Genomic DNA, 24,715 nt, shown 5'->3' on the forward strand with positions numbered 1-24,715 from the left:
GCGCTACGCCCCGAAACTCTTCGGCGAGCCCGCCACGGCCTGACCACCACCCGACGCAACCTTCATCACGGCGAGGCCGCGATCGTTGCCGCCATCGCTGCGGAAACGAAACAGACCATCGATGCCGGCAAAGCCGGATGGATTGGTGAGCGTTTCAGGTGCGAAGCGCTGTCCGCCTTGGGTGCGCGCCAAAGCGGCGACCAGCGCGACCGCATCGTAAGCGAGCGTCGCGGTACGCACGGGATCGCCGCCATATTTCGCGCGATAACGGCCCGCAAAGGCACGAAACCCTGCAGGATCTGGCGCGGCATAGAGCCCACCCTGCAAAGCCGCGCTGTTGAAGACGCGCGGATTGTCCCACAGGCCCGTGCCGAGCAATTGCACATTGCGCAGATTGGCACCCGCCGCAGTCAAGGCATCAGCCGTTGCGACAACCGCGTCGCCATCGTCAGCAATGAACAACGCGTCGGCGCCGGTGAGGGATGCGGCAATGTTGCGTGCTGCGCTGGAGCGGTCAGCACCATAGCGCTCAAAAGCGACGACGCGGCCACCCTTGCGCGCGACGGCCTGCTTGAACGCAACTTCGACCACATTGCCATAGGCGTTCTCGGGCAGCATCGCCGCAAAGGAGCGTTTGCCCGTGCCCGCGGCGTAATCGACGATGCGATTGACGTCGGACTCGGGTAGGAAGCTGAGCAAATAGACACCACGGCCGGCGACACTGGAATCGGTCGAGAACGCGATCACCGGCACGTTGCGCGCGCGCGTGAGCTGCGCGGTGGCCGGCACTGACAGCGCAAACAACGGTCCGAGAATGATTTCGGATCCTTCGTCGAGCGCCTGCTGGGCGGCCTGCTGCGCGCCCTGCGCACTGCCATTGTCGTCCTTGATCAGGAGTTGAATGCTGGGATTCTGGAATTCGGTGAGCGCCATTTCGGCGGCGTTCTTCATCGACTGCGCGGCGACGCCAGCATTGCCGGAAGCCGACAGCGGCAGGATCAGTCCGACTTTCGTGCCCCCGGTGCCGATGGCTTGCGACTGCTGCGCCGGTCCGGCAGGCGGTCCCGATGGCGCCGTCGGTCCGGTGCCAAACGCATTGGTCAGCGTCGATTGCACACCCGCGCAGGCCCCGAGCAGCGGCCCGCCCAGCAGCAGGCCGACAGCCGTCCGCCGTGTTGCGCCCTTGGTCCCGGATTTGGGGTCGAACGGATCCGCCATCACTTCTCTTCTTTCGGCCGTATCAGATCGGCCCGCCTCGTCACCCACTATATAGTGTGAGGCGCGGATTCAGACATATTGTCGGCGATAAGTTAACCAAAACAAAAGCTTTATGTCCGGCATACCCCGTCACCGCGGCCGGATTAGCACGACGGGAATGAACCACGGCCAAACGCCGAAAAAACGGCTGTCCCCCTTTGGCGCAATTCGCTCTACATTGTCGCCATGCGCGCAACACCCCTCTCCTCATCGCCTGCGGACGCCGCGGCGCCATCGGCCCGGACCTTCACGGTCTCCGGCCATTTGCTCATGGCACCGAAAGCTGTTCCGGGGCTGCATCTCGTAGCCACGCCAATCGGCAATCTTGGCGACATCACCCTGCGCGCGCTGGAGACCCTGGCAGGGGTCGATATTATCGCCTGCGAAGACACCCGCATCACCCGCCGCCTGACCGAGCGCTACGGGATCACCGGCACACTCAAGCAATATCATGAGCACAATGCCGAACAGGCACGGCCAAAAATTCTTGAAAAGCTGTCGCAGGGCGCGTCCATCGCGCTGGTGTCGGATGCCGGCACGCCACTGATTTCCGACCCCGGCTTCAAGCTGGTGCGGGAAGTAACCGCAGCAGGCTTCAATGTGATTTCGCTGCCGGGGCCATCCTCGGTGCTGGCCGCGCTGGCCGTCTCTGCCCTGCCGACCGATCGCTTTTTCTTCGAGGGCTTTTTACCGTCGCGGCAGATGGCGCGGCGATCCCGCCTGACCGAGCTGGCTGCCATCGATGCCACGCTGGTGATGTTCGACTCCGGCAACCGCGTGCAGGACACGCTGGCCGATCTCGCGGACATCATGGGCAACCGCGATGCGGCGATCTGCCGCGAACTCACGAAGATGCATGAAGAGGTCAATCGCGGAGCGATTGCCGATCTGGCCAAGGAGGCCGATGGGCTGGAAACCCGGGGTGAATTCGTCCTGGTGATCGGGCCGCCGGCCGCCGATGCGCAAGCCATGACCGAAGACGACCTCGATGCCCTGCTGCGCAACTCGCTGCAGCGCGACAGCGTCAAGGACGCCGTGGCGCATGCGGTCGAACTGTCCGGCCGGCCGCGCCGCGCCGTCTATGCCCGCGCGCTGGAGCTGGCCAAGGAGATTCACAGGGACTCAGGCGATGGCGAAGACTGACAAAGTCTCCGCCCCGAAGCGCGCAGCCAGACCGGCTGCGCCGGAGCGCGTCGCCGCGTTCAATACCGGCCTCTCCGCCGAAAGCCGTGCCGCTGCTTTGCTGCTGGCCAAGGGCTACCGCATCCTGGCCCGCCGCTTTCGTAGCCCCCATGGCGAGATCGACATCGTCGCCAGAAAACGCAGCCTGATTGCCTTTGTCGAGGTAAAGGCCCGCGCCAGCCTGGACGAGGCCGCCTATGCGGTGACACCACGTCAGCAGGCCCGGATCATGGATGCCGCCCAGGGCTGGCTGATGGCGCATCCCGAACATGCAGAATTCGACCTGCGTTTCGACGTCGTGCTGATTGCGCCAAGACATTTGCCACGCCATCTGTTAGCGGCATTCGACGCCAGTACCTGAATTTTCGCTTTCCCGACCACAATTCCGGACCCCAGCATGACCTTGAACGTCGCCGTCCAGATGGACCCCATTGCGCGCATCAATCACAAGGGCGATTCGACCTTCGCGATGTTGCTGGAAGCCCAGAAGCGTGGCCACAAACTGTCCTATTACACGCCGGACAAGCTCTCGCTGCGCGGCAATGACGTGGTGGCGCCAGTGCAATCGCTGTCGGTGCGCGATATCGAGGGCGATTATTTCACCCTCGGCGATCCCACCCGCACCAACATGGAATCCTTCGACGTGGTGTTGCTGCGGCAGGACCCGCCATTCGATCTCGCTTACATCACCTCGACGCATCTGCTCGAGCGCATTCATCCGAAGACGCTGGTGGTCAATGATCCGGCCTCGGTGCGCAACGCGCCGGAGAAGATCTTCGTGATGGGCTTCTCGGACTTGATGCCGCCGACGCTGATCTCGCGCGACAAGGACGAGATCAATGCATTCCGCGCCGAGCATGGCGCCGTGGTGATGAAGCCGCTGCACGGCCATGGCGGCGCAGCGGTGTTTCGCGTGCTGCCGCAGGACATGAATTTCGGTTCGCTCTACGATCTGTTCTCCGTGACCTTCAAGGAGCAGTGGGTCATCCAGCGCTTCCTCCCCGAAGTGAAGCATGGTGACAAGCGCATCATCCTGATCGACGGCGAATTCGCGGGTGCCGTGAACCGCGTGCCGGCTGAAGACGATTTGCGCTCCAACATGGTGCGTGGCGGCGCCGCCAAGGCCACCGAACTCTCGCCGCGTGAGCGCGAAATCTGCGAACGTGTCGGACCGGCACTGCGTGATCTCGGTCTGCTGTTCGTCGGCATCGACGTGATCGATGGCAATCTCACCGAGATCAACGTGACGTCGCCCACGGGCATTCGCGCCATCGCCAAGCTTGGCGGACCGGATGTCGCGGCGCGGGTCTGGGACGTGATCGAAGCGAAGCGGAAGTAAACTCCGCTCGCGTCACTCGCTGCGCTGCGTCAATACTTGACGCAGCAGTTTGAATTCCATTTGTCGCAATTCTCCGCCTGCTGCTTTTGCTTGCCAGTCATGGACGGCAAGCGCAGCATGCCGATGCACGCTCGACCAATCGAGCGGCCCGCTACATGTGGCGGCAAGCAAAAGCATATCAGTGGAGAAACGCATGACTTCAGAAGTTTCGCGAAGGTCCCTGCTCTCGCTCGGCGCTGGTTTGGGCGCAAATCTTCTCGCTCCCGGCCTCATCGGCAGCGCATCGGCCAAGGCACCAAAGCTCGGCACACAGGCGCCCTACTTCCACCGTTTCATGTTAGGCAGCGCGGAAGTCACCGTTGTCTCCGACGGACCTTTGCCGCTCGGCGATCCCTCCGGCACATTCGTCGGCGTACCCAAGGAAGACGTGCAGAAGATGCTGACGGATAATTTCCTCAGCAGCAGCAATGTCGTGCTCGAACAGAACGCGCCGATCGTCAACATGGGCGACAGACTGATCCTGTTCGACACCGGCATGGGCACGTCGCAACTGTTCGGCAACACCACGGGTCGCCTGCAGAAAAGTATGGCCGAAGCCGGTATCAAGCCCGGCGATATCGATGCCGTGGTGTGCTCGCACGCCCATATCGATCATATCGGCGGTATCGTCGATGCCAATGACAAGCCGCTATTTCCCAACGCGCAGATCTATCTCAGCGAGGAAGACTTCAAGTTCTGGACCGACGAAGGCAAGCTCGGTTCGCCGCTCAAGGACTTCATCGTCCATGCGCGCAAGAACCTGCTGCCGGTGAAGGATCGCCTGGTGTTCTTCAAGGACGGCCAGGAGTTCCTGCCGGGCGTCACCGCCATGCATGCACCTGGCCATACGTTCGGCCACCACATGTTCATGATCCAGTCGGACGGAAAGTCCTTCGCGTTCCTCGGCGACCTCACCCATCATCAGGTGCTGTTGCTGGAGAAGCCGCGGATGGAGTTCGCCTATGATTCCGATCCGAAGATGGCCGCGGCAACGCGGGTAAAGATGCTCGACATGCTCGCGGCCAACAAGACCGCCGTGATGTCCTATCACTTTGCCTGGCCGGGTTATGGCCATGTGGTCAAATCGGGCGACGGCTTCCGCTATATCGCCGAGCCGATGGTGATGAATCTCTAGCGGAAGTCCTGCGACTTTCCTGCGGCGATCTTGAGACAGTGACCGCCGCAGGAATTCCGCAGCAATTTATCCTCACGCCGCGGATGAGGCGTCCCTCTGACGTCTCTCCGCTCCGCGTTTGTAGATCCGGAACGTGCCACGTCCGGCATCCTTCGCCGCATAGAGCGCCGAATCGGCCATGGCTGCCAATTGCGATGACGTGCAGTTATCGGCCAGCGCGATGCCGATTGATGCGCCAACCCGCAACTGTTGTCCGCGATGATCAATCGGCAGTCCCAACTGCGTGACAATCGCACGCGCCGTCTCCGAGGCTTCCTCGAATTCCGCGTGAGGCCCCAGCAGAACCGCGAATTCGTCACCGCCGAGTCGTGCGACCAGTTCCGCACCGGCACAGATGTTGCGAATTCGATTTGCAACGACGGTCAGGCAGGCATCGCCCGCTGCGTGGCCGAAACAGTCATTGACCGGCTTGAATTCATCGAGATCGATCAACAGCAGCGCGCCGAACGGCTTCACCTTGATGGCCGACGCCGCATCGAACAGCGACAGCTTGGTTTGAAACTGGCTGCGATTGGCGAGGCCGGTCAGCGTATCGAATTCGGCGAGATAGCGGTTGCGATCCGCCAGAATTTTCTCTTCGGTGATGTCTTGCTTCATGCCGAAGATGCGGACGGCAACGCCATCGACCGACTCGACAGTGGCCGTGATCCTGATCCAGCGCCGGTTGCCCTTGAAGGTGATGATCTCCGCATCGAGACTGAAGCCCGTGCGATCCTCGATGGCCTTGCTGCGCCGCTTCGTCAGTTCCCTGACGGATTCTTCGGGATAACAGGCGAGCGCCTCCTCGCGAATCGGCGTCGAGCCACGCGGTAGATCGAAGATGTCATAGACAACATCGGTCCAGACCAGCGATTCATCGGAGAGGTCGCATTCCCAGACGCCGATTCGCGCTGCCGCCGAGGAGCGATCGAATATCTTCCGGCTATGCGCCAGCGAAGCAGCCTGTTGATCGATGATGGCCTGTTGAGCTTCGATCTGCGCCTTCAGCGCAGCGATCAGGTCGGCGTCATCCGGAGCGTCTGGCGGCATCGACAAGCGATCTGACATCTGCGGGCACCCAGTCTTCGTCTCGAAGCTCATAGGATGCTTTGCATGACGTGTTTAAGATTTTCTACGCCAATGGCCGACTTCAGCCGAAACCAGCATACTTTACCGCTACATTTCGTTCACTGATTGTTCTTGATGTAGAAGCAACCTTAGGTTACGCTCTCATCTCGAATGAGGGCGGCATGGTTCAACGTGTTTCCACCGTAGCCTTTGAGGGGATCGAGGCCCGCGCGGTCGACGTGCAGGTTCAGGTCGTGCCCGGTCTGCCGAATTTTTTGATCGTCGGCCTGCCCGACAAGGCAGTATCCGAAGCGCGCGAACGGGTCCGTGCCGCGCTGGTCGCCTCGGGTCTGGCGCTGCCGGCACGGCGGATCATCGTCAATCTCGCGCCCGCTGACTTACCCAAGGAAGGCAGCCATTACGATCTGCCGATCGCGCTGGGATTGATGGCCGCGATCGGCGCGATTCCGCCGGATGCATTGACGGGCTTCACCGTGCTCGGCGAACTCGGTCTCGATGGCTCGCTCGCGCCAGTGGCTGGCGTACTGCCTGCAGCGATCGGCGCCAATGCGCGGGACGAGGGATTGATCTGCCCAGAAGCCTGCGGCGCGGAAGCCGCCTGGGCCAGTCCCGATATCCAGATCATCGCCGCGACGTCGCTGATCCAGATCGCCAATCACTTCAAGGGTACGCAGGTTTTGTCACGGCCGCAGCCGAAGATACATGCGCGTGAAGAAACGCTGCTGGATCTGCGCGACATCAAGGGACAGGAAAGCGCCAAGCGCGCGCTGGAGATCGCTGCCGCGGGCGGCCATCACCTGCTGATGGCAGGGAGTCCAGGATCAGGCAAATCCATGCTGGCGGCACGGCTCCCGTCGATCCTGCCGCCACTATCGCCGGCGGAGCTCCTCGAAGTCTCGATGATTGCGTCGGTGGCCGGCGAGATCAAGGACGGCGCACTCACCTCACGCCGGCCGTTCCGCGCACCGCATCATTCTGCCAGCATGGCCGCACTCACCGGGGGCGGCCTGCGCGCGCGGCCGGGCGAGATTTCGCTGGCGCATCAAGGCGTGCTGTTTCTCGATGAACTGCCGGAGTTCGATCCGCGCGTGCTGGATTCGCTGCGCGCACCGCTGGAGAATGGCGAGGTCGCCGTGTCGCGCGCCAATCACCGCGTCACCTATCCCGCTCGCTTTATGCTGGTTGCCGCGATGAATCCATGCCGCTGCGGCCACGCTTTCGAGCCGGGCTTCTCTTGCAAGCGCGGCCGCATCGATCGCTGCACCTCGGATTATCAGGCGCGCATCTCGGGCCCCTTGATGGACCGCATCGATCTGCGCATCGAAGTCCCGGCGGTGACCGCAGCAGATCTCATTCTGCCGCCACCTTCCGAGGGTTCTGCCGAGGTCGCGGCGCGTGTCGCCGCCGCGCGCGATCTGCAGACCATGCGCTATGCCGCGGCGGGATTGCCGGGCACACATACCAATGCCTCCGCGCCCGCCTCCGTGCTGGAAACGGTTGCGCAGCCCGATGCGCAGGGACTGACATTGTTGCGCGATGCCGCCGAAACGATGCGACTGACCGCGCGCGGTTATCACCGCGTACTGCGCGTGGCGCGGACGCTGGCGGATCTCGACGGCGCCGAGAAAATCGGGCGGCTGCATCTGGCCGAGGCGTTGTCTTACCGCGCGCTGGCGGAGGACATTCGCCGAGCTGCTTGACGTCTCCTCCTCGCCACTGATGTGGACGTCAACGCGATAGTAACGAGTTTTGTTTACGCTCTGCTCACCATAACCCCGCGTTGCGGGGCCAGGGCGAGTACCGTGTCATGCTGCGTTTCAAGATTTTAGCCTCGACGATTCCCCTGGCGCTGGCAGCCTTTCTCGCCCGCGGCGATCTCGTGAGCGGAACGCATCCCTGCATCTCCACCGGTGAGACCACCATCCAGATCGCCGCCATGCCTTGGCAGGCGCAATCGCATGTCAGCTTCACCAACGATCCCCAGCAGGCGACCGTCCGTGTGCAAATCGTCGATAGTGCTGACACCGCCGACTTCGTCGTACTTGATGATGTCGACGCCGCGGAACCGGATGCTTGTCCCCTCACTGCTGCGACGCGCTTCATCCGCATTGCCGACACATCCGCGAGTTCGGAACCCGCCATCTATCTGTCGGAGGAAGGTGACGCCGACTACCGGATCTTCGTGAAGTCTCGCAGCTTCACGGCGCGCGATGCCGCCGCGCTGATCGTCAGCGCCCGCAGCCGCACCCCGGCGTGGATGGCAGCGGCCAGCCTCCAAGCCGCGCATTAACGCTTCATCAACCATGTCTGCGCGGGTAAATTCAAAACTGCCACCGCGCAAGCACTTGGCAACAACATCCCCGCATTGTCTCCGACATCTGCGATCGCCTGGTCGCGGCCTGTAGTCGCGTGCAAGCGCGAGCCGTGATGTGACCAAGCCGGAGTGCTGATCTGTGGCGAAAGGTGTTTTCCGGATCAAGGTCTACTTCCGCCGCTTCGCGCGCCGTTTTCCGTGGCTTGCTTTCGTCATCCGCTCCTTCGTGATGTTCTCGGCTGCCTTCGGTGGCGCCTATGGTTTCATCTCAGGTTCGACCTCGAAAGACTCAGGTTACGACCCGCATGCTTTTGCGATCGGTGCCAGCTTTCTGTTCGCGCTGGCCTGCGTCGCCTTGGCCACCATGAGCATCCGTATGCGCTTCATAGGCAAGCGGATGCGCAAATTGGCTGCGCATAACGAAGCCCTGGTCGATCGGAACTGGGAATTGAAAGAAGCCGAAGAGCGCGCGCGCAGCCTGTTCGAGGCACAGGGCGACCTCATTGTGATCCGTGACAGCGAAGGCTGCATCACCTTCGTCAACGATGCTTATTGTGCGCTGGCGGAACAATCGCGCGAAGCATTGATCGGCAGCCACTTCGAACTCACGCTGCTGGAGCAGGGCGATATCGCCAACGAGCCCAACGGCACCAGCATGCACGATCAGAAGATCGCCACGGCGACCGGTCCGCGCTGGATCGCCTGGCGCGAAGGTCTGGTGCGGATCGATGCGGGCCAGCCCGCCGAGTTGCAATGCGTGGGTCGCGATGTCACCGACCGCACCCAGACCGAACGCGCCCTCGGTGAAGCGCGCGACCATGCCAATGCCGCCAACCGCGCCAAGTCGCGGTTCCTCGCGATGGCGTCCCATGAAATCCGCACGCCGCTGAACGGCATTCTCGGCATGAGCGGCTTGCTGCTCGATACGCCGCTGACACCCGAACAGACCACTTACGCCAAGGCCGTGAAGACCTCCGGCGATGCGCTGCTGTCGCTGATCGAGGAGCTGCTAGATTACTCCAAGATCGAGGCCGGCAAGATCGATCTGGAACATCGACCCTTTGCACTAGCCGGATTGATCGAGGACATCACCGAATTGCTGGCGCCGCGCGCGCAGGCACGCAATCTCGAAATCGCGGCCTATGTCGATGAACGATTGCCGCTGACAGTGATGGGCGATGCGGCGCGCCTGCGCCAGGTGCTGCTCAATCTCGCCGGCAATGCCATCAAGTTCACGGCGACCGGCGGCGTAGCGCTGATCGTCGAACCCGGCATCTGGCCGAACGAAGTCTCTTTCCTGGTGCGTGACACCGGCATCGGCATCGCGCCGGATGCGCAGCAGCGCATCTTCCGCGAATTCGAACAGGCAGACGAGGGTACCGCGCGGCACTATGGCGGAACGGGTCTTGGCCTCAGCATCAGCGAGCGCATCGTCAAGCGCATGAACGGCCGCATCACGCTGCAGAGCACGCTCGGTGCCGGCTCGACATTCGAAGTGTCTATCCCGCTCACCGCTTCCGACAGCGGCGCCGCGACCTTCGTGCCGCCGGATCTCACGGGCCTTTCGGTGATGCTGGTGGCGCCACAAACCATCGAAGCTTCGCTCACAGCCCTGCGACTCGGGCGATGGGGCGCGCAGACCTGCACTGTGTCCGATCTCGCCGTCGCGCAAGCGCTGCTACCCGAACGTTCATGGCACGCCATCATGATCGATCGCGCTCTTGGTGCTGACGCTGCCGAGCGGCTTGCGAACGCTGCAATTCCGCACGCGCTGCGACGGATCGTGCTGTTCACGCCGGCGATGCGTCATGAGCTGCAGCCCACAACGCCAAGTGCGTTCACCGGCTATCTGGTGAAGCCACTGCGTGCGACCTCGCTCGCCGCGCGCCTCACATTGCAGACGGACTCACCGACAATCGCCGCCGATGATCCGTTGGATCGTGATCCGGCCACATCGGAACCAACGGCGGCGATAGCACCCAGCCTCTCGATCCTAGTCGCCGAAGACAACGAGATCAACGCGCTACTGATGCGCTCGTTGCTGACGCGGCTTGGCCACAAGCCGGTCGTGACCACCAATGGCGAAGAGGCACTGGAATCCTGGCTCGCCTCCGACTCCGCAGGCACGCCCTATGACCTCGTCCTGATGGATATCCAAATGCCGAAGCTCGACGGCATCGAGACCACCAAACGCATTCGCGCGCGCGAGGCCGGTCAACGCGTCAGGCGTACCCCGATCCTGGCCCTCACAGCGAATGCACTGGTCGAAGATCGCTATGCCTGTTTCGAGGCCGGCATGGACGGCTTCCTGATGAAGCCGCTGGACCGCGACAAGCTCGCCGAAGCCCTCAAGGGACTCGCCAAGATGCGGCACGTCGCCGCCTAGCAGCTCCACCTTCGCTGTCACACCCCCGCAACACGCCCGTCACACGGCTGTTGAGCGCCCGTGATGTCTGGTGCGGATAAGCCGCATCGATGATTCGCGTGATGCCTGCGGCACAAGGCGATTGAGTTGGGGATGGCCATGCACGGCAACGAACTGGTGCGACCGAAGCAGGGTTTCATGCAGATGTTGCGGCCCCAGAACATGAGCGCCGCTGCGCAGACTGCGATCACCTGGTTCAAGCCGCCGCTGCATCTCGATCCGGCCAACGGTATTCCCGTCGCCACGAGTTCGCTGGGCCGGATGGGTCCGCTCGAAGTTCGCCTCGCGCAGGACAAGCGCGATGTGAAGCGCGCGCAGCGTCTGCGCTACAAGGTATTCTACAAGAACGGCACCGCGATCGCCGACGCCGCCACCATGCTGGCGCGTCGCGACAAGGATGCATTCGACAAGATCTGCGATCACCTTCTCGTCGTCGATCACGACGCCAAGCCCACACTGTCCGGCAAGCAGCCCGTGGTCGGCACCTATCGCCTGCTACGCCATGAGGCGGCCATGCAGAACGGGGGTTTCTATACCGACAGCGAATTCGATCTGTCGGGGATGATCGAGCGCCATGCCGGTCTGCGGTTTCTCGAACTCGGTCGCTCCTGCGTGCTGCCGCGCTACCGCAACAAGCGCACCGTCGAATTGCTGTGGCAGGGCATCTGGAGCTACGTGCGACAGAACAAGTTCGACGTCATGATCGGTTGCGCCAGTTTTGAAGGCACCGATCCGGATCGCCTCGCTCTGCCGCTGTCGTTCCTGCATCACAACGCCCGCGCGCCCGAAGCCTGGCGCGCCCGCGCGCATCCGTCGCGCTATGTCGAGATGAACCGGATGGCCGCGGATGCCATCGACACCAAGGCGGCGCTTCGTGCGCTACCGCCGCTGATCAAAGGCTATCTACGGATCGGCGCCATGATCGGCGACGGCGCCGTGATCGATCATCAGTTCGGCACCACCGACGTTCTGATCGTGATGCCGGTGACGTCAATCGGCGCACGCTATATCGAGCATTTCAGCACGGACACCTCACGCCACGCGGCGTAATCGCTTAGAGGCGACGCAGCGCGACGTTTTCCACTACGTGATCCGCACCCTTTTTGAGGATAAGCGTCGCACGCGGTCGCGTTGGCAGGATGTTGTCTTCGAGATTGGCGAGGTTGGTGCGCTCCCAGATCGCCAGCGCCGTCGCCGTCGCTTCTTCATCCGACAGCAATGCGTAGCGATTGAAGTAGGATCGCGGATCGTGGAATGCGGTGTCGCGCAGCGCCAGAAACCGTCTCACATACCAGTCGCGCAGTACCGGCTCATCGGCGTCGATATAGACGGAGAAGTCAAAGAAGTCGGAGACCACAGGCACCGCCTTGCCGTCGCGCGGGAGGCGGCCGGTCTGTAGCACATTGACGCCTTCGACGATCAGGATGTCGGGCTGATCGACCTCGACCCACTTGTTTGGGACCACGTCGTAAGTGAGATGCGAATACACAGGCGCGCGGACGGCATTGCGGCCGGCTTTGATGTCACTGAGAAACTGTAGCAGCGTTGGCAGATCGTAGCTTTCGGGAAAGCCCTTCTTCTGCATGATGCCTTCGCGCTCAAGCACCGCATTCGGATAGAGAAAGCCGTCGGTAGTGACGAGATCGACCTTGGGGCGCGGCGACCATCTTGCGAGCAGTGCCTGCAGCACGCGGGCAGTGGTCGACTTGCCGACCGCCACCGACCCGGCGACGCCGATGATATAGGGCATCTTGCGATCCTCGATGCCGAGGAACTTGCGCTGCGCGTAATACAGACGTTGTGTCGCCGTGACATAGATCGAAAGCAGGCGGGACAGCGGCAGGTAAATCTCTTCGACCTCGCGCAGATCGAGGCGATCATACATCGAACGCAGGGCGGCGATCTCGCCGGCCTCCAGCGTCATCGGCGTATCGTCGCGCAGCTTGGCCCACTGCTCGCGCGAGAAATTCCGATAGGGATTGTATTGTTGGTCTGCCCGCATATCCATGAAGCGGTCCCCGTTGTGATCGACGCTGTTACTCGCTCTTGCGCGACGCTTTCTCTTGCAGTCCGGATTGGGACGTGCGCTGACCGAGCGCCGCCTCGACCTCCTGAATCGTTACGCCGCGCGCTTTCAGCAGCACCAGCAGATGAAACAGCAGGTCGGCACTTTCATTGATCAGATTGGTGCGATCGTTCTCGACCGCCGCGATCACGGTTTCGACCGCTTCCTCGCCGAATTTCTTGGCGCAATGCTCCGCGCCCTTGTCGAGCAGCTTGCGGGTATAGGACGCGTCGCCACCCGCCGCCGCGCGGGCGTCGATAGTATCGGCAAGGTCATGAAGCGTAAAAGCCATTTCGGCGCCTTGTTGGCTGGGCAGCGCAAACTCCTGCCAGAGATTGACCTAGGGGTCGAGCCGCATCGGCAGTCCGGCCCGGACCATATGCTCCTTGGCCTCGCGAATGGTAAATTCCCCGAAGTGAAAAATCGAGGCCGCCAGCACCGCGGTGGCGTGGCCGCTCCTGATACCTTCCACCAGATGATCGAGATTACCGACGCCGCCCGAGGCGATCACCGGTACGCCGACGCTGTCGGCGATGGCCCGGGTCAGTTCGATATCGAAGCCGGAGCGGGTGCCGTCGCGGTCCATCGAGGTGAGCAGGATTTCACCCGCGCCCAAGGACACGACTTCCTGGGCGAATTCGATGGCATCGATGCCAGTCGACTTGCGGCCGCCATGGGTAAAGATCTCCCAGCGCGAGCCGGACCGTTTGGCGTCGATCGCCACCACGATGCACTGGTCGCCGAACTTCTCGGCGGCTTCCTTGACGAACTGGCGATTGGCCACCGCGGCCGAATTGATCGAGACCTTGTCGGCACCGGCGCGCAGCAGCGTCTTGATGTCGTCCACCGTACGCACGCCGCCGCCGACCGTCAGCGGCATGAAGCAGGCTTCAGCGGTGCGACGCACCACATCCATCATGGTGCCGCGGTTTTCGTGGGTAGCGTTGATATCGAGGAAAGTGAGCTCGTCGGCGCCAGCGGCGTCATAGGCGATCGCAGCCTCTACGGGATCGCCGGCATCGCGCAGGTCGACGAAGTTGACGCCCTTCACCACGCGTCCATCCTTGACGTCGAGGCAGGGGATGACGCGGACTTTGAACATGGCTCGGTCCTTATGCCGCCTGCTTGATGAGCTTCAGCGCCTCGGCCGGATCAATCCGCCCGTCATACAGCGCACGGCCGGAGATCGCGCCTTCGAGCTTCGCAGCACGTGGCTCAAGCATGGCCTTGATATCATCGATGGAGGCGAGACCGCCCGAGGCGATCACCGGAATTGAAATCGAATCTGCCAGCGCAATCGTCGCATCCCAATTGATACCCTTGAGCAAACCGTCGCGCGCGATATCGGTGAAGATGATGGCGGCGACGCCAGCATCTTCAAAACGCTGCGCGATTTCCAGTGCAGTGACGGTCGAGGTCTCAGCCCAGCCCTCAACGGCAACCTTGCCGTCGCGGGCATCCAGACCGACGGCGACCTTGCCCGGAAATTTCTTCGCGGCTTCCTTGACCAGAGCTGGATCGCGCACCGCGGCCGTTCCGATGATGACGCGGGTAATGCCCTTGGAGAGCCAGGCTTCCACCGTCTTGAGATCGCGAATGCCGCCGCCGAGCTGCACCGGCATCTTGATGACCTTCAGCATCGATTCCACGGCCTGCGCATTCACCGGCTTGCCTGCAAAGGCGCCATCGAGATCGACGACATGAAGATATTCGAAGCCTTGAGTCTCGAAGTCGCGCGCCTGTGCCGCGGGATCAAGGTTGAACACAGTGGCGCGCGCCATGTCGCCCTGCTCAAGGCGAACGCACTGGCCGTTTTTCAGATCGATGGCGGGAAAGAGAATCACGGCTTCCACTTCAGAAAGTTCGAAATCAGAGCCAGCCCGAAACGCTGGCTCTTTTCGGGATGAAATTGCGTACCGATCGCGGTGTCCTTGCCGACGATGGCAGTGATAGGACCGCCGTAATCGGCGCGCGCCAGTACATCGGCCTCGTTGACCGCATTCAGGTGATAGGAGTGCACGAAATAGGCGTGTCGACCCTTCGGGCCGAGCGGCAGGCGCTCCAGCACGGCGTGCTCACGCACCATATCGAGCGTATTCCAGCCCATATGCGGGATCTTCAGGTTCTCTTCGCGTGGCTTGATCTTCTCGACATCGCCGGCGATCCAACCCAGCCCGTCGGTCGTGACGTGCTCCTTGCCCTTGGTCGCCATCAGCTGCATGCCGACGCAGATGCCGAAAAAAGGTCGAGCCTTGTCGCGCACCGCTTCGGTCATCGCCTCGACCATGCCGTCCAGTGAATCCAGTCCCTTGCGGCAGTCCGCAAAGGCGCCGACGCCAGGCAGCACGATGCGATCGGCGCGGAACACCGCTTCGGGATCGCGCGTGACGATGATTTTCTCCGGCACATCCATGCTGCGCGCGGCGCGCTCGAACGCTTTCGCTGCGGAGTGCAGGTTGCCGGAGCCGTAATCGATAATGGCAACGCTCACCGTGTCACTCCCGGTTGCGGGAATAACCCGATGATGTCGTTTTGCGCCGGAGACGGCGGACGTGAGAAAGACTGGCTGGGAACGTGACGGGTCGGCGGCGGACCGCCGCGATCGCTCGCCCACTGATCGTTGACTGCGTTGTGCTGCGCGGTCCAGCGATCGAAGAAGCGACGCTCGGCGGCATCCTTGTTATCGGCGACGACCACATCGAGCTGACGCCACTTGCCGCGCGACAGCGTCCAGCGTCGCAGGCTGGCCGCCTCGAAGCCCATCAGCAGCGCGAACAGCAGCATCACGACGAAACGGGCGCCGAGATCGACCTTCAACATCGACAACGCGACTTCGCCGGCGATCGACAGCACGACATAGCCGAGCAGTGCCCACCACAGCCGATGATAGATCAGCCAGATCAGGCCGGCGACGAACGCCCAGAAATGGAATCCATCGCGCACGAACTCGAACTTGTCCGTTGCCGCAAACGGCTCAGGGCCGGCACCGCGAGGCGCATGAACTGTGTAGACCGGCATGGCAAACTCCGCCCGAAACCGTAGAGGCCGATCAGCCGCCGAGCTGACCCTTGGTGGATGGCACTTCGCCGGCATTGCGCGGATCGATCGCAACACCCGCCCGCAGTGCCCGCGCCAGACCCTTGAAGCAGGATTCGGCAATGTGATGGCTGTTCTCGCCATATAGGGTTTCGACGTGCAAAGTCACGCCCGCATTGCCCGCAAAGGCATTGAACCACTCGCGCACCAACTCGGTGTCGAATTCGCCGATCTTGTGGGTCGGGAAGGTGGACTTGAACACCAGCACCGGCCGGCCGGAAATATCCAGCGCCACCCGGGTCAGGGTCTCGTCCATCGGCATATAAACCGAGGCATAGCGGGTGATCCCGGCCATATCGCCAAGTGCCTGCTTGACCGCCTGGCCAAGCGCGATGCCGACATCCTCCACCGTATGATGGAAATCGACATGAAGGTCGCCGACCGCTTTCACGGTGACGTCGATGCGGGAATGGCGGGCGAGCAGATCGAGCATATGGTCGAAGAAGCCGATTCCGGTGGTCGATTTGGATACACCGGTACCGTCGAGGTTCACGGAGACCTCGATATCGGTTTCCTTGGTCTTGCGCCTGATCGTCGCCGTGCGCATGAAAACGCCTCTCCGCCTGCTGAAAACGCGCCCTTTTAACAGGGAGATGACACCTTCGCTACCGCGGGAGAGCCGATTCCGGACCGATCTTTGCGCCTATGGTGACCGGAATCCGCGCCCATCGGCCGCTGGCCTATGCTTCCTCGCCGGATTTGCAACGGCCGGTATCCGTGCCTAGATCAGGCGCTCAAGAGGGTTTCCATGAACGCATCCTATTCGGCCTCCCATGACGGACCGTCTCCGGTCTGGCACGGCACCACCATCCTGACCGTCCGCAAGGGCGGTAAAGTCGTGATCGGCGGCGACGGCCAGGTCTCGATCGGCCAGACGGTCATCAAATCCAACGCCAAAAAGGTCCGTAAACTGGGCAAGGGCGACGTGATCGGCGGCTTTGCCGGCGCCACGGCGGACGCCTTCACGCTGTTCGAGCGTCTCGAAGCCAAACTGGAGCAGTATCCCGGCCAATTGACCCGGGCGGCCGTCGAACTCGCCAAGGACTGGCGCACCGACCGGTATCTGCGCCGGCTGGAAGCCATGATGATCGTCGCCGACAAGGACGTCTCGCTGGTGCTGACCGGCACCGGCGACGTGCTCGAGCCGGAAGCCGGCGTGATGGCCATCGGCTCTGGCGGCAATTACGCGCTGGCGGCAGCGCGGGCGCTGGTCGACACCGACCAGGATGCCGAGACCATCGTGCGCAAATCACTCGATATCGCCGCCGATATCTGCGTCTACACCAACCGCAACGTGACGCTGGAAATGCTGGAGGCATGACCGTCGCGGGTCACAATACCCGCGCGTCGTCCGGCAGCGACCTCTCGGTCAAGCAGGGCGTCGTCATCGCACTCGGCCTGCTCGCCCTGCAGGCGACTCTTCTTTATGCGATGGGGCGATTGCCGATCTGCGCCTGTGGCTACGTGAAGCTATGGCATGGCGTAGTGCTGAGTTCGGAGAATTCACAGCACCTCACCGACTGGTACACATTCTCTCACATCATCCACGGCTTCTTGTTTTACGCCGCCACCTGGCTGCTGTTTCCACGACTGTCCTGGATCGCGCGGCTGATCGTTGCGATGCTCGTCGAAGGCGGCTGGGAGCTGCTGGAAAATTCGAGCTGGATCATCGAGCGCTATCGCGCCGGAACGATGTCGCTGGATTATTTCGGCGACAGCATCGTCAATTCGCTGGCTGATACACTGTCGATGATCACGGGCTTCATCCTGGCGCGGAAGCTGCCGGTCGCCGCGACCGTCGCGATCGCGCTTCTGTTCGAGATTCTGGTCGGCCTGCACATTCGCGACAATCTCACTTTGAACGTGATCATGCTGATTCATCCATTCGAAGCGATCCGAAGCTGGCAGGCCGGGCCACCCATTATCTGATCCGCTTGTCCCCACGCCCTTCTCAACTTACGTAGAGTGACATGACCGACTTTTCTCCCCGCGAAATCGTAAGCGAACTCGACCGGTTTATCGTCGGCCAGCACGACGCCAAGCGCGCGGTATCGATCGCGCTGCGCAATCGTTGGCGGCGCCTGCAACTGACCGGATCGCTCCGCGAGGAAGTGCTGCCAAAGAACATCCTGATGATCGGCCCCACCGGCGTCGGTAAGACCGAGATCGCACGGCGGCTGGCGAAGCTCGCCGGCGCGCCTTTCATCAAGGTCGAAGCCACCAAGTTCACCGAGGTCGGCTATGTCGGCCGCGACGTCGAGCAGATCATCAGGGACCTCGTCGAGGTCGCGATCTCGCTGACCCGCGAGCGCAAGCGCAAGGACGTCCAGGCGCGCGCGCAGCTCGCCGCCGAGGATCGCGTAGTCGACGCGCTGGTCGGCGCCACCGCAAGCGCAGCAACGAAAGAGTCGTTCCGCAAGAAGCTCCGCACCGGCGAGCTCAACGATAAGGAGATCGAGATCGAGGTTCAGTCCTCCGGCGGCCCCTCGATGTTCGAAATCCCGGGAATGCCCGGCGCGCAGATGGGCGCGATCTCGATTGGCGATATCTTCGGCAAGATGGGCAAGAGCACCAAGACGCGCCGCCTGCGCGTGGAAGATGCACATGAGCCGCTGGTGAATGAGGAAGCCGACAAGCTGCTCGACAGCGACGCACTCGTGCAGGAAGCGATTTCAGTGGTCGAGAACAACGGCATCGTGTTTCTCGACGAGATCGACAAGATCTGCGTGCGCGACGGCCGCAGCGGCGGCGAAGTCTCCCGCGAAGGCGTTCAGCGTGACCTGCTGCCGCTGATCGAAGGCACCACCGTCTCCACCAAGCACGGCGCGGTGAAGACCGACCACATCCTGTTCATCGCATCCGGCGCATTCCATATTGCCAAGCCGAGCGATCTCTTGCCGGAATTGCAGGGCCGCCTGCCGATCCGCGTCGAGCTTAATGCGCTGACCCGCGACGACATGCGCCGCATTCTCACCGAGCCGGAAGCTTCGCTGATCAAGCAATATGTGGCGCTGCTGCAGACCGAAGGCGTGACGCTGGAATTCGCCGACGATGCCATCGATGCACTGGCCGATGTCGCCGTTGCCGTGAATTCAAGCGTCGAGAATATCGGCGCACGACGTTTGCAGACGGTGATGGAGCGCGTGCTCGACGAGATTTCCTTCGCTGCGCCCGATCGCAACGGCGAGACCATCCGAATAGATGCCGCCTATGTGCAGAAGCATGTGGGGGATCTGGCGAAGAATTCGGATCTGAGCCGGTTTATTTTGTGAGACGAAGCACCGACCTCTCGCTCCCTCGCCCCGCTCTTGCGGGGAGAGGTTAAGAACGCGCCCGCCTGATCCGCACATACAGCGCACCGGCGCCGCCGTGCCCGATATGCGCTTCCTCGAATCCCACCACCAGCGACCGAAACTCCGGCAGGCCCAGCCAGAGCGGCACCTGGCGGCGCAGGACACCGCGTTCGGATTCCGGGCCGGTCGTGCGGCCCTTGCCGGTGATAACCAGCACGAAAGTCATGCCGTCATGGCTGGCGCGATGCAGGAATGCCGACAGCGCGTGATGCGCGCGCGTCTGTGTCATTCCGTGCAGATCGATCCGCGCGTCGATGTCCTTGCGACCGCGCGAGAGCTGCGAACGCTCGCGACGCCCGAGCGGCGCCAGAGGCGGCACCGGCGGCGGCGCAGGCTTTGCGGTTTTGAGGACTGCCGGCGGTGCCGAGGTCATCTTCTTGGGCGCCGCGACTTTCACAAGCGTTGGCCCGTCTTCCTCAGGCTCCGGCTTCACCACACGCTTCTTGCGCAGCGGCTTGACCTGTTTGGCGACCAATTCCCAGAGCGCGCGCTCCTCTTCGCTCAGCGTGCGGCGACGGCGCGGCGCCACGGGATCGATAAGTTGCGGTGGACGTGAACGCTTCATTGCCAGGGGAAACGGAAGAGGGACTGCGGCTGCTTCGCTGCGCGACGATACACGCGGTGCCTGGCTTTGGCACGTTTCGGTTTCACTTCCCGTTTCACTTCAGGTTTTACTTCGGGTTTTTTCTGCGACTTCGCCTCGGCTGCGACTTGAGGCGCGACCACAGGCCGAGCCTCCGGTAATGGCACTGTCGTAGCCGCGGCTGGCGGGGATGCCGGAGCGGGTACGATTGCAGCCGCAGCCGGTTTTGCAGCTGGCAATGGTGTCGTCGTTGTCGCGGCTCGCGCTGCGGATTTCGACGCGACCGATGTCTCAGACCTGGACGTATCGGGCCTTGCTGCAGCCTTGTTATCGATCGCGGAATTTTCGACCTTCGATGCTTCGACCGGCTTCGGCTCGGTCTGCGGAAACAGCTTTGCGATTGTCTCCGACGGCCGCGCATCGGGCAGCGGCATGTGATGGCCGCGCACAGAGGGATCGAGACTCTTCGGCACCAGCATAACAAAGCGCGCAGGATGGCGCATCCGGCCGGCGACTCGGCCAGCTTCTGCGCCGGCCCCAAAATACAGATCGGCACGGGCCGGGCCGACAATGGCCGAGCCGGTGTCCTGCGCTACCATCAGGCGACGGAACGGCGTCTTTGCCGTATCCGAGTCGACCGGCAGATCGCCTTCGATGAAGAACGGTGTGCCATAGACATGCAGCGACTTGTCGACGGCGATGGATCGGCCCGGCGTCAGCGGCACGCCTTGCGCACCGACGGCTTCGTCCTTGTCGGAGAGCTGCACTTCGCGAAAGAAGACATAGGAGCGATTCTGCCGACGCAGTTCGCTCGCGGCATCCGGGTTCTCTTCCATATATTGCCGGATACGCTGCATCGACATCTGCTCGCGCGGAATGATGCCACGATCAATCAGCACGCGACCGACCGGCGTATAGCGATAGCCATTATGCGCATCGTAATTGATCCGCACCGTGCCGCCGTCTTCGAGGCGAACGCGCGCCGAGCCCTGGATCTGCGTGAACAGCAAATCGGTCTGGCTCTTCAGCCAGACGATTTCGAGCCCGCGCCCGGCGATGGCGCCGTCTTCGATCTCACCACGATCATAATAAGGCACGAGTTTGCGACGACCGATCTTGCGGAACACATCGCCGCCATTCGGCATGCTTGCGGATGACTGGCGATAGCCGCGCACAAACAGATTCGACGGGCGGCGATAGACCGGCACGGTGTAAACGTCAGTCTTCGTGCGCGAACCGTCGATCACCGGCTCATAGTAGCCGGTGACGAAACCTTCAGGCTCGCCGAGCCGTGAGATACGCAGCGGCAGAAAATGGTCTTCGAAGAAAGCGCGGGCCTTGGCGCCATCGGAAATCTCGGCAGTTCTCGCAGCCCGGCAGGGATCGCGGAGCGTGGTGCCGAGCGCCTTCGAATCAGTTGGTGGGTTGCGTTGAGCAACAATCGGCTTGCAGCTGGTGCGAAAAGCCTGGAAGGCGAGGAGGTGATCGTCCTCGCTCCAGCCGGCGATATCGGCCCAATTCACCGGCGCATATTGGCTGCCTGTGAATTCGAACGGCCATTCCCGCGGCGGATTGTGCCGCGGCGCATACACAAATTGTGCAGGATCATTCTTGACGTGCTTGGCGTGACGCCGGACCCGTGCGTCTGCAGAGACAGGGACCAACGCAGCAGCAATCACGCACAGCGCGGCAAGCCGGCCGAGCCTGGCAGCGTTATTGCACGCTGCCGGTGCCAACCAGCTTCCAATTCGGATCGCGCGAAGTGATGTCGCGGGCAAAGGTCCAGACGTCGGTGATGTCGCTGACCTTGTCGGCATTGCCGTCGACCACAGCGCCGGTCTTGTCGCGCGTCACCGAAATCATCTGCGACACGAAACGTACGGTGAGCTGTGCCGCGCGATCGCGCACTTCGGCGCCGACGAGTTCGGCCTTGTCGATGGAGACGAAACGGGTCTCGGTCTTCTGCTCGTTCTTCTCGCGGTCCTTGATGACGGCGTCGAACGAGTCGAACACTTCCGATGACAGCAGATCCTTCAGCGACCGACGATCGCCATTGGCAAAGGCCAACACGATCATCTCATAGGCGCCCTTGGCGCCGGTGATGAAATGGCGCGGATCGAACGACGAATCCTGGTCGACGATGGCATCGAGACCGGCGGCGAGCGGCGTGCCCGGTTCGGTGATGCCCTTCCAGCGCTCGGCGGGAGAGACGTCGGCGGCCGGTGCCGGCGCAGCCTGATCGATCGGACCGCCGGGCATCGGCACGACATTGCCTTCGGGCGGCAGAGCATCACGCGCGGCGCGGTCGAAGGGCGGACGCTCCTCGCCGGTGCGCTGTCCGAGCACGTTGCGCAGGCGGATGAAAATGAAGACCGCCAGTGCCAGGAAGATGATGGTGTAAATGTCCACGTCTTATTGCTTTCTGATCGGTGCCGGGCATGCCCGGCGGAAGACTATGCCGCCCATCGCGGTGCTGAAATCGGCTCCCACAGGGTCGGGAGATCGCGTCATGGGCGAACCTGCTCCATGTAGACATGAAACTAAGCCCAGCCAATGGCGCGCCATCGTGTCCGGCTGCGGCAAAGCGGCCTTCGCACCGGCAGCCTCGACCGCAACCGTTTCGATAAATTCTAGCGCGTTTGTCTGTCAGAGGAAATCGGATCGAACGAGGAAAACCCGCACTTTCAGTCATTTAACGTGAATTCGGGGCGAATATGACCGGTTTTGCACCTGGATGCCCAAGCGGTGGGTCAAACCAGCGATTTTCTAGCGTCCAGGTTGTGGCGTGGCATCCTTGTCGAGTGCCGCAGGCCTATGATAGCCACTCGCCGCGATCACCTCATTCGACCGTTCGTGCGGACGCCCGCGACGAACCGGTTCCACCCGCCCGGCAGCGCTTCAGGAGAATTTTCGATGGCAAACGGCAACGGCACCCCTCCGGAGCAGTCCCCCCCTCAGCTTAATGTACTGGCGCAGTACACCAAGGACCTGTCGTTCGAAAACCCGAACGCCCCAGCCTCGCTGGCACCGCAGGCCCAGCAGCCAAACATCAATATCCAGATCAATGTCGGCGCCAACAATCTCTCCGAGAGCGAATATGAAGTGACGCTGTCGGTCGAGGGCAAGGCCGAGAACGCCGGCTCGGTGCTGTTCTCGTTCGAACTGGCCTATGCCGGCGTATTCCGCATCGTCAACGTGCCGCAGGAAAACCTGCACCCGCTGGTTATGATCGAATGCCCGCGCCTGCTGTTCCCGTTCGCGCGCGAAATCATCGCCACCGCTGTGCGCGATGGCGGCTTCCCGCCGCTGATGCTCGATCCCGTGGATTTCGTCGGTCTGTACCGGCAGAACCTGGAACGTCAGGCTCAAGCCGACGCTGGTCCGGCAAACTAAGTTCGGGTGCTCCAAACAATAAGCTTACCTCATGGCCGGGCTTGTCCCGGCCATTGTCGTTTTACGACGGCGTTCCCAGAAATTCGTTCCAGATTGCCTTCTCGCCCATCGTTGCGACAAAGGCGCGGTGCTCGGCGCGATCGGCTTCGGTCACGCGCGGCGCAAGTGCGATCTCGCGCTGGCGGCGCGGTGCGTCATTGATGCTGCCAGTGCGCTGCGCGGGCGCTTCGTCCGCCAGGATAAGTTGCGACTGCCGGGCGCCAATGAGGTCGATATAGACTTCCGCCAGCAATTCGGAGTCGAGCAGCGCGCCGTGCTTGGTGCGGCGGGAATTGTCGATCGCATAGCGGGCGCAGAGATCGTCGAGCTTGTTCGACACACCGGGATGCTTGCGGCGCGCCAGCAGCAGCGTGTCAACGAGACGCTCGCGCGGCACCGGCGGGCGCTTGATGCGATCGAGTTCGGCATTGATGAAGCCGAGGTCGAACATGCCGTTATGAATCACCAGCGGCGAATCGCCGATGAAGGCCATGAAGTCGTCGACCACTTCGTGAAACAGCGGCTTGGTTGACAGGAACTCGGCCGACAGCCCGTGCACGTTGAATGCTTCCTGAGGCATGTCACGCTCGGGATTGACGTAGACATGGAAGGTCTGGCCGGTCGGCATCCGGTTGAAAATTTCGAGGCAACCGATTTCCACCAGCCGATCGCCCCGGAGGGGATCGAGGCCGGTTGTTTCGGTATCCATGACGATTTCGCGCATCGCAATAAGCCGGTTGTCGAATCAGGGAGCGGTTACGGCCGCCGTTGCGGCATCTTAACAGCCTCGGCGAGAATTTCACGGATCTGCTCCCGCACGGGATCCAATCCGTTCGATGTATCCACCACGAAGTCGGCGCGCTTGCGCTTTTCGGCGTCAGGCAGCTGCCGCGCCAGAATGGCGTCGAGTTTCTCGGCCGTCATACCCTCGCGCGCCAGGATGCGCTCACGCTGCTGTTCGGGATTGGTGGACACGACGACTACAGCATCGACCCGCTTTTCCCCGCCGGTTTCATAGAGCAGGGGCACATCGACGACTGCCACCGGCGCACCCGACTTCTCTGCATCGTCCAGGAATTTTCTGTGATAGGCGCCGAGCAGCGGATGCACGATCTGCTCGAGCCTCTTCATCGCGGCGGCATCGTGCACCACCAGCGGCGATAGCTTCGCGCGGTCGACCTTGCCATTCACGGTGGTTCCGGGAAACGCCGCCTCGATCAGCGGTGCAGCTTCGCCCTCATAGATCATGTGCACGGTGGCGTCGGCGTCATAGACCGGCACGCCGGCTTCCATGAACAACTTCGCCGTGGTGGATTTCCCCATTCCGATCGAACCGGTCAGCCCCAATACGCGCATCAATTCCTCAT

The 24,715-nt window shown here is 62.3% G+C and carries 27 protein-coding genes; 12 read left to right on the plus strand and 15 right to left on the minus strand.

Going from position 1 to position 24,715, the window contains the following annotated elements:
- Positions 1-3: 3 nt before the first annotated feature.
- Positions 4-1,218 carry a penicillin-binding protein activator gene (locus AB7951_RS27850; RefSeq protein WP_120287691.1) on the minus strand — a complete coding sequence of 405 codons (1,215 nt, stop codon included), beginning with the start codon at positions 1,216-1,218 and terminating at the stop codon, positions 4-6.
- Positions 1,219-1,443: 225 nt separating this feature from the next.
- Here AB7951_RS27850 and rsmI point away from each other — a divergent pair, with 225 nt between their 5' ends.
- Genes rsmI through gshB form a run of 3 tightly spaced genes read left to right on the plus strand, consistent with a single transcriptional unit; the run spans position 1,444 to position 3,778 of the window.
- Complete coding sequence (rsmI, locus tag AB7951_RS27855; RefSeq protein WP_120287690.1) at positions 1,444-2,400, plus strand: 16S rRNA (cytidine(1402)-2'-O)-methyltransferase; 957 nt, start codon at positions 1,444-1,446, stop codon at positions 2,398-2,400.
- On the plus strand, positions 2,387-2,800 hold the full coding sequence (locus AB7951_RS27860) for a YraN family protein (RefSeq protein WP_120287689.1): 414 nt from the start codon (positions 2,387-2,389) through the stop codon (positions 2,798-2,800). The genes rsmI and AB7951_RS27860 overlap by 14 nt, the downstream gene beginning before the upstream one ends.
- 36 nt (positions 2,801-2,836) lie before the next feature.
- Positions 2,837-3,778, plus strand: a complete 942-nt coding sequence (gene gshB / locus AB7951_RS27865) for a glutathione synthase (protein ID WP_120287688.1) — start codon at positions 2,837-2,839, stop codon at positions 3,776-3,778.
- A gap of 12 nt (positions 3,779-3,790) precedes the next feature.
- Here the strand turns inward: gshB and AB7951_RS27870 are convergent, their stop codons facing one another.
- On the minus strand, positions 3,791-3,973 hold the full coding sequence (locus AB7951_RS27870; RefSeq protein ID WP_141137046.1) for a hypothetical protein: 183 nt from the start codon (positions 3,971-3,973) through the stop codon (positions 3,791-3,793).
- Here AB7951_RS27870 and AB7951_RS27875 point away from each other — a divergent pair.
- Complete coding sequence (locus AB7951_RS27875; protein WP_089263086.1) at positions 3,972-4,952, plus strand: MBL fold metallo-hydrolase; 981 nt, start codon at positions 3,972-3,974, stop codon at positions 4,950-4,952. The genes AB7951_RS27870 and AB7951_RS27875 overlap by 2 nt on opposite strands.
- A 72-nt stretch (positions 4,953-5,024) precedes the next feature.
- Here the strand turns inward: AB7951_RS27875 and AB7951_RS27880 are convergent, their stop codons facing one another.
- Complete coding sequence (locus tag AB7951_RS27880; RefSeq protein ID WP_439062040.1) at positions 5,025-6,059, minus strand: diguanylate cyclase domain-containing protein; 1,035 nt, start codon at positions 6,057-6,059, stop codon at positions 5,025-5,027.
- A gap of 182 nt (positions 6,060-6,241) precedes the next feature.
- Between AB7951_RS27880 and AB7951_RS27885 the strand changes: the two genes are divergently transcribed.
- From AB7951_RS27885 to AB7951_RS27900, 4 genes are all read left to right on the plus strand, one after another.
- Positions 6,242-7,780, plus strand: coding sequence for a YifB family Mg chelatase-like AAA ATPase (locus tag AB7951_RS27885; protein WP_120287686.1), 1,539 nt, complete (start codon positions 6,242-6,244; stop codon positions 7,778-7,780).
- Positions 7,781-7,887: 107 nt separating this feature from the next.
- On the plus strand, positions 7,888-8,370 hold the full coding sequence (locus AB7951_RS27890) for a hypothetical protein (protein ID WP_120287685.1): 483 nt from the start codon (positions 7,888-7,890) through the stop codon (positions 8,368-8,370).
- Between the two features lie 163 nt (positions 8,371-8,533).
- The gene (locus AB7951_RS27895; RefSeq protein WP_439062039.1) at positions 8,534-10,780 is read left to right on the plus strand and encodes an ATP-binding protein; all 2,247 of its coding nucleotides are present in this window, start codon (positions 8,534-8,536) and stop codon (positions 10,778-10,780) included.
- A gap of 138 nt (positions 10,781-10,918) precedes the next feature.
- Entirely contained in the window at positions 10,919-11,869 is a 951-nt protein-coding gene (locus AB7951_RS27900) for a GNAT family N-acetyltransferase (RefSeq protein WP_120288088.1), read from the plus strand.
- Positions 11,870-11,873: 4 nt separating this feature from the next.
- Here AB7951_RS27900 and coaA read toward each other — a convergent pair whose 3' ends face one another.
- From coaA to hisB, 7 genes are read right to left on the minus strand one after another with little or no spacing between them, the layout of a single operon-like run.
- Positions 11,874-12,827, minus strand: coding sequence for a type I pantothenate kinase (coaA, locus tag AB7951_RS27905; RefSeq protein WP_089263094.1), 954 nt, complete (start codon positions 12,825-12,827; stop codon positions 11,874-11,876).
- Positions 12,828-12,855: 28 nt separating this feature from the next.
- Positions 12,856-13,176 (minus strand): phosphoribosyl-ATP diphosphatase, encoded by a 321-nt coding sequence (locus AB7951_RS27910; RefSeq protein WP_089263096.1) that lies wholly within the window; start codon positions 13,174-13,176, stop codon positions 12,856-12,858.
- A gap of 48 nt (positions 13,177-13,224) precedes the next feature.
- Positions 13,225-13,986 (minus strand): imidazole glycerol phosphate synthase subunit HisF, encoded by a 762-nt coding sequence (hisF, locus tag AB7951_RS27915; protein ID WP_068730242.1) that lies wholly within the window; start codon positions 13,984-13,986, stop codon positions 13,225-13,227.
- Positions 13,987-13,996: 10 nt separating this feature from the next.
- Positions 13,997-14,728, minus strand: coding sequence for a 1-(5-phosphoribosyl)-5-[(5-phosphoribosylamino)methylideneamino]imidazole-4-carboxamide isomerase (gene hisA / locus AB7951_RS27920; protein WP_120288087.1), 732 nt, complete (start codon positions 14,726-14,728; stop codon positions 13,997-13,999).
- Positions 14,725-15,375, minus strand: a complete 651-nt coding sequence (hisH, locus tag AB7951_RS27925) for an imidazole glycerol phosphate synthase subunit HisH (protein WP_120287684.1) — start codon at positions 15,373-15,375, stop codon at positions 14,725-14,727. Before hisH ends, hisA begins: the two co-directional genes overlap by 4 nt.
- The gene (locus AB7951_RS27930) at positions 15,372-15,902 is read right to left on the minus strand and encodes a DUF2628 domain-containing protein (RefSeq protein ID WP_089263100.1); all 531 of its coding nucleotides are present in this window, start codon (positions 15,900-15,902) and stop codon (positions 15,372-15,374) included. The genes hisH and AB7951_RS27930 overlap by 4 nt, the downstream gene beginning before the upstream one ends.
- A gap of 31 nt (positions 15,903-15,933) precedes the next feature.
- Positions 15,934-16,527, minus strand: coding sequence for an imidazoleglycerol-phosphate dehydratase HisB (hisB, locus tag AB7951_RS27935; RefSeq protein WP_120287683.1), 594 nt, complete (start codon positions 16,525-16,527; stop codon positions 15,934-15,936).
- Positions 16,528-16,728: 201 nt separating this feature from the next.
- On the opposite strand from hisB, the gene hslV reads away from it, so the two are divergent.
- The 3 genes from hslV to hslU are packed head-to-tail and all read left to right on the plus strand — an operon-like array spanning position 16,729 to position 19,252.
- Positions 16,729-17,301 (plus strand): ATP-dependent protease subunit HslV, encoded by a 573-nt coding sequence (gene hslV / locus AB7951_RS27940; protein WP_120287682.1) that lies wholly within the window; start codon positions 16,729-16,731, stop codon positions 17,299-17,301.
- The gene (locus AB7951_RS27945; protein ID WP_439062038.1) at positions 17,298-17,909 is read left to right on the plus strand and encodes a DUF2585 domain-containing protein; all 612 of its coding nucleotides are present in this window, start codon (positions 17,298-17,300) and stop codon (positions 17,907-17,909) included. The genes hslV and AB7951_RS27945 overlap by 4 nt, the downstream gene beginning before the upstream one ends.
- 41 nt (positions 17,910-17,950) lie before the next feature.
- Positions 17,951-19,252 carry an ATP-dependent protease ATPase subunit HslU gene (hslU, locus tag AB7951_RS27950; RefSeq protein ID WP_089263106.1) on the plus strand — a complete coding sequence of 434 codons (1,302 nt, stop codon included), beginning with the start codon at positions 17,951-17,953 and terminating at the stop codon, positions 19,250-19,252.
- A gap of 49 nt (positions 19,253-19,301) precedes the next feature.
- On the opposite strand, the gene AB7951_RS27955 is transcribed toward hslU, so the two are convergent.
- Genes AB7951_RS27955 through AB7951_RS27965 form a run of 3 tightly spaced genes read right to left on the minus strand, consistent with a single transcriptional unit; the run spans position 19,302 to position 22,325 of the window.
- Positions 19,302-19,898 (minus strand): Smr/MutS family protein, encoded by a 597-nt coding sequence (locus AB7951_RS27955; protein ID WP_120287681.1) that lies wholly within the window; start codon positions 19,896-19,898, stop codon positions 19,302-19,304.
- Positions 19,895-21,652, minus strand: a complete 1,758-nt coding sequence (mltA, locus tag AB7951_RS27960; protein WP_439062037.1) for a murein transglycosylase A — start codon at positions 21,650-21,652, stop codon at positions 19,895-19,897. The genes AB7951_RS27955 and mltA overlap by 4 nt, the downstream gene beginning before the upstream one ends.
- The gene (locus tag AB7951_RS27965; protein ID WP_068730234.1) at positions 21,630-22,325 is read right to left on the minus strand and encodes a Tim44/TimA family putative adaptor protein; all 696 of its coding nucleotides are present in this window, start codon (positions 22,323-22,325) and stop codon (positions 21,630-21,632) included. The genes mltA and AB7951_RS27965 overlap by 23 nt, the downstream gene beginning before the upstream one ends.
- A gap of 504 nt (positions 22,326-22,829) precedes the next feature.
- Between AB7951_RS27965 and secB the strand changes: the two genes are divergently transcribed.
- A complete protein-coding gene (gene secB / locus AB7951_RS27970) occupies positions 22,830-23,309 on the plus strand; it encodes a protein-export chaperone SecB (RefSeq protein WP_068730233.1) in 480 nt (159 codons plus the stop codon).
- Between the two features lie 61 nt (positions 23,310-23,370).
- Here secB and dnaQ read toward each other — a convergent pair whose 3' ends face one another.
- Positions 23,371-24,072: a DNA polymerase III subunit epsilon gene (gene dnaQ / locus AB7951_RS27975; protein ID WP_089263111.1), complete on the minus strand. Its 702-nt coding sequence runs from the start codon at positions 24,070-24,072 to the stop codon at positions 23,371-23,373.
- A 32-nt stretch (positions 24,073-24,104) separates the two neighbouring features.
- Positions 24,105-24,704: a dephospho-CoA kinase gene (gene coaE / locus AB7951_RS27980; protein WP_439060250.1), complete on the minus strand. Its 600-nt coding sequence runs from the start codon at positions 24,702-24,704 to the stop codon at positions 24,105-24,107.
- Between the last annotated feature and the right edge of the window lie 11 nt (positions 24,705-24,715).

Origin of the sequence: Tardiphaga sp. 285_C5_N1_2 (assembly GCF_052076065.1) — a bacterium.
GTDB lineage: Bacteria > Pseudomonadota > Alphaproteobacteria > Rhizobiales > Xanthobacteraceae > Tardiphaga > Tardiphaga robiniae.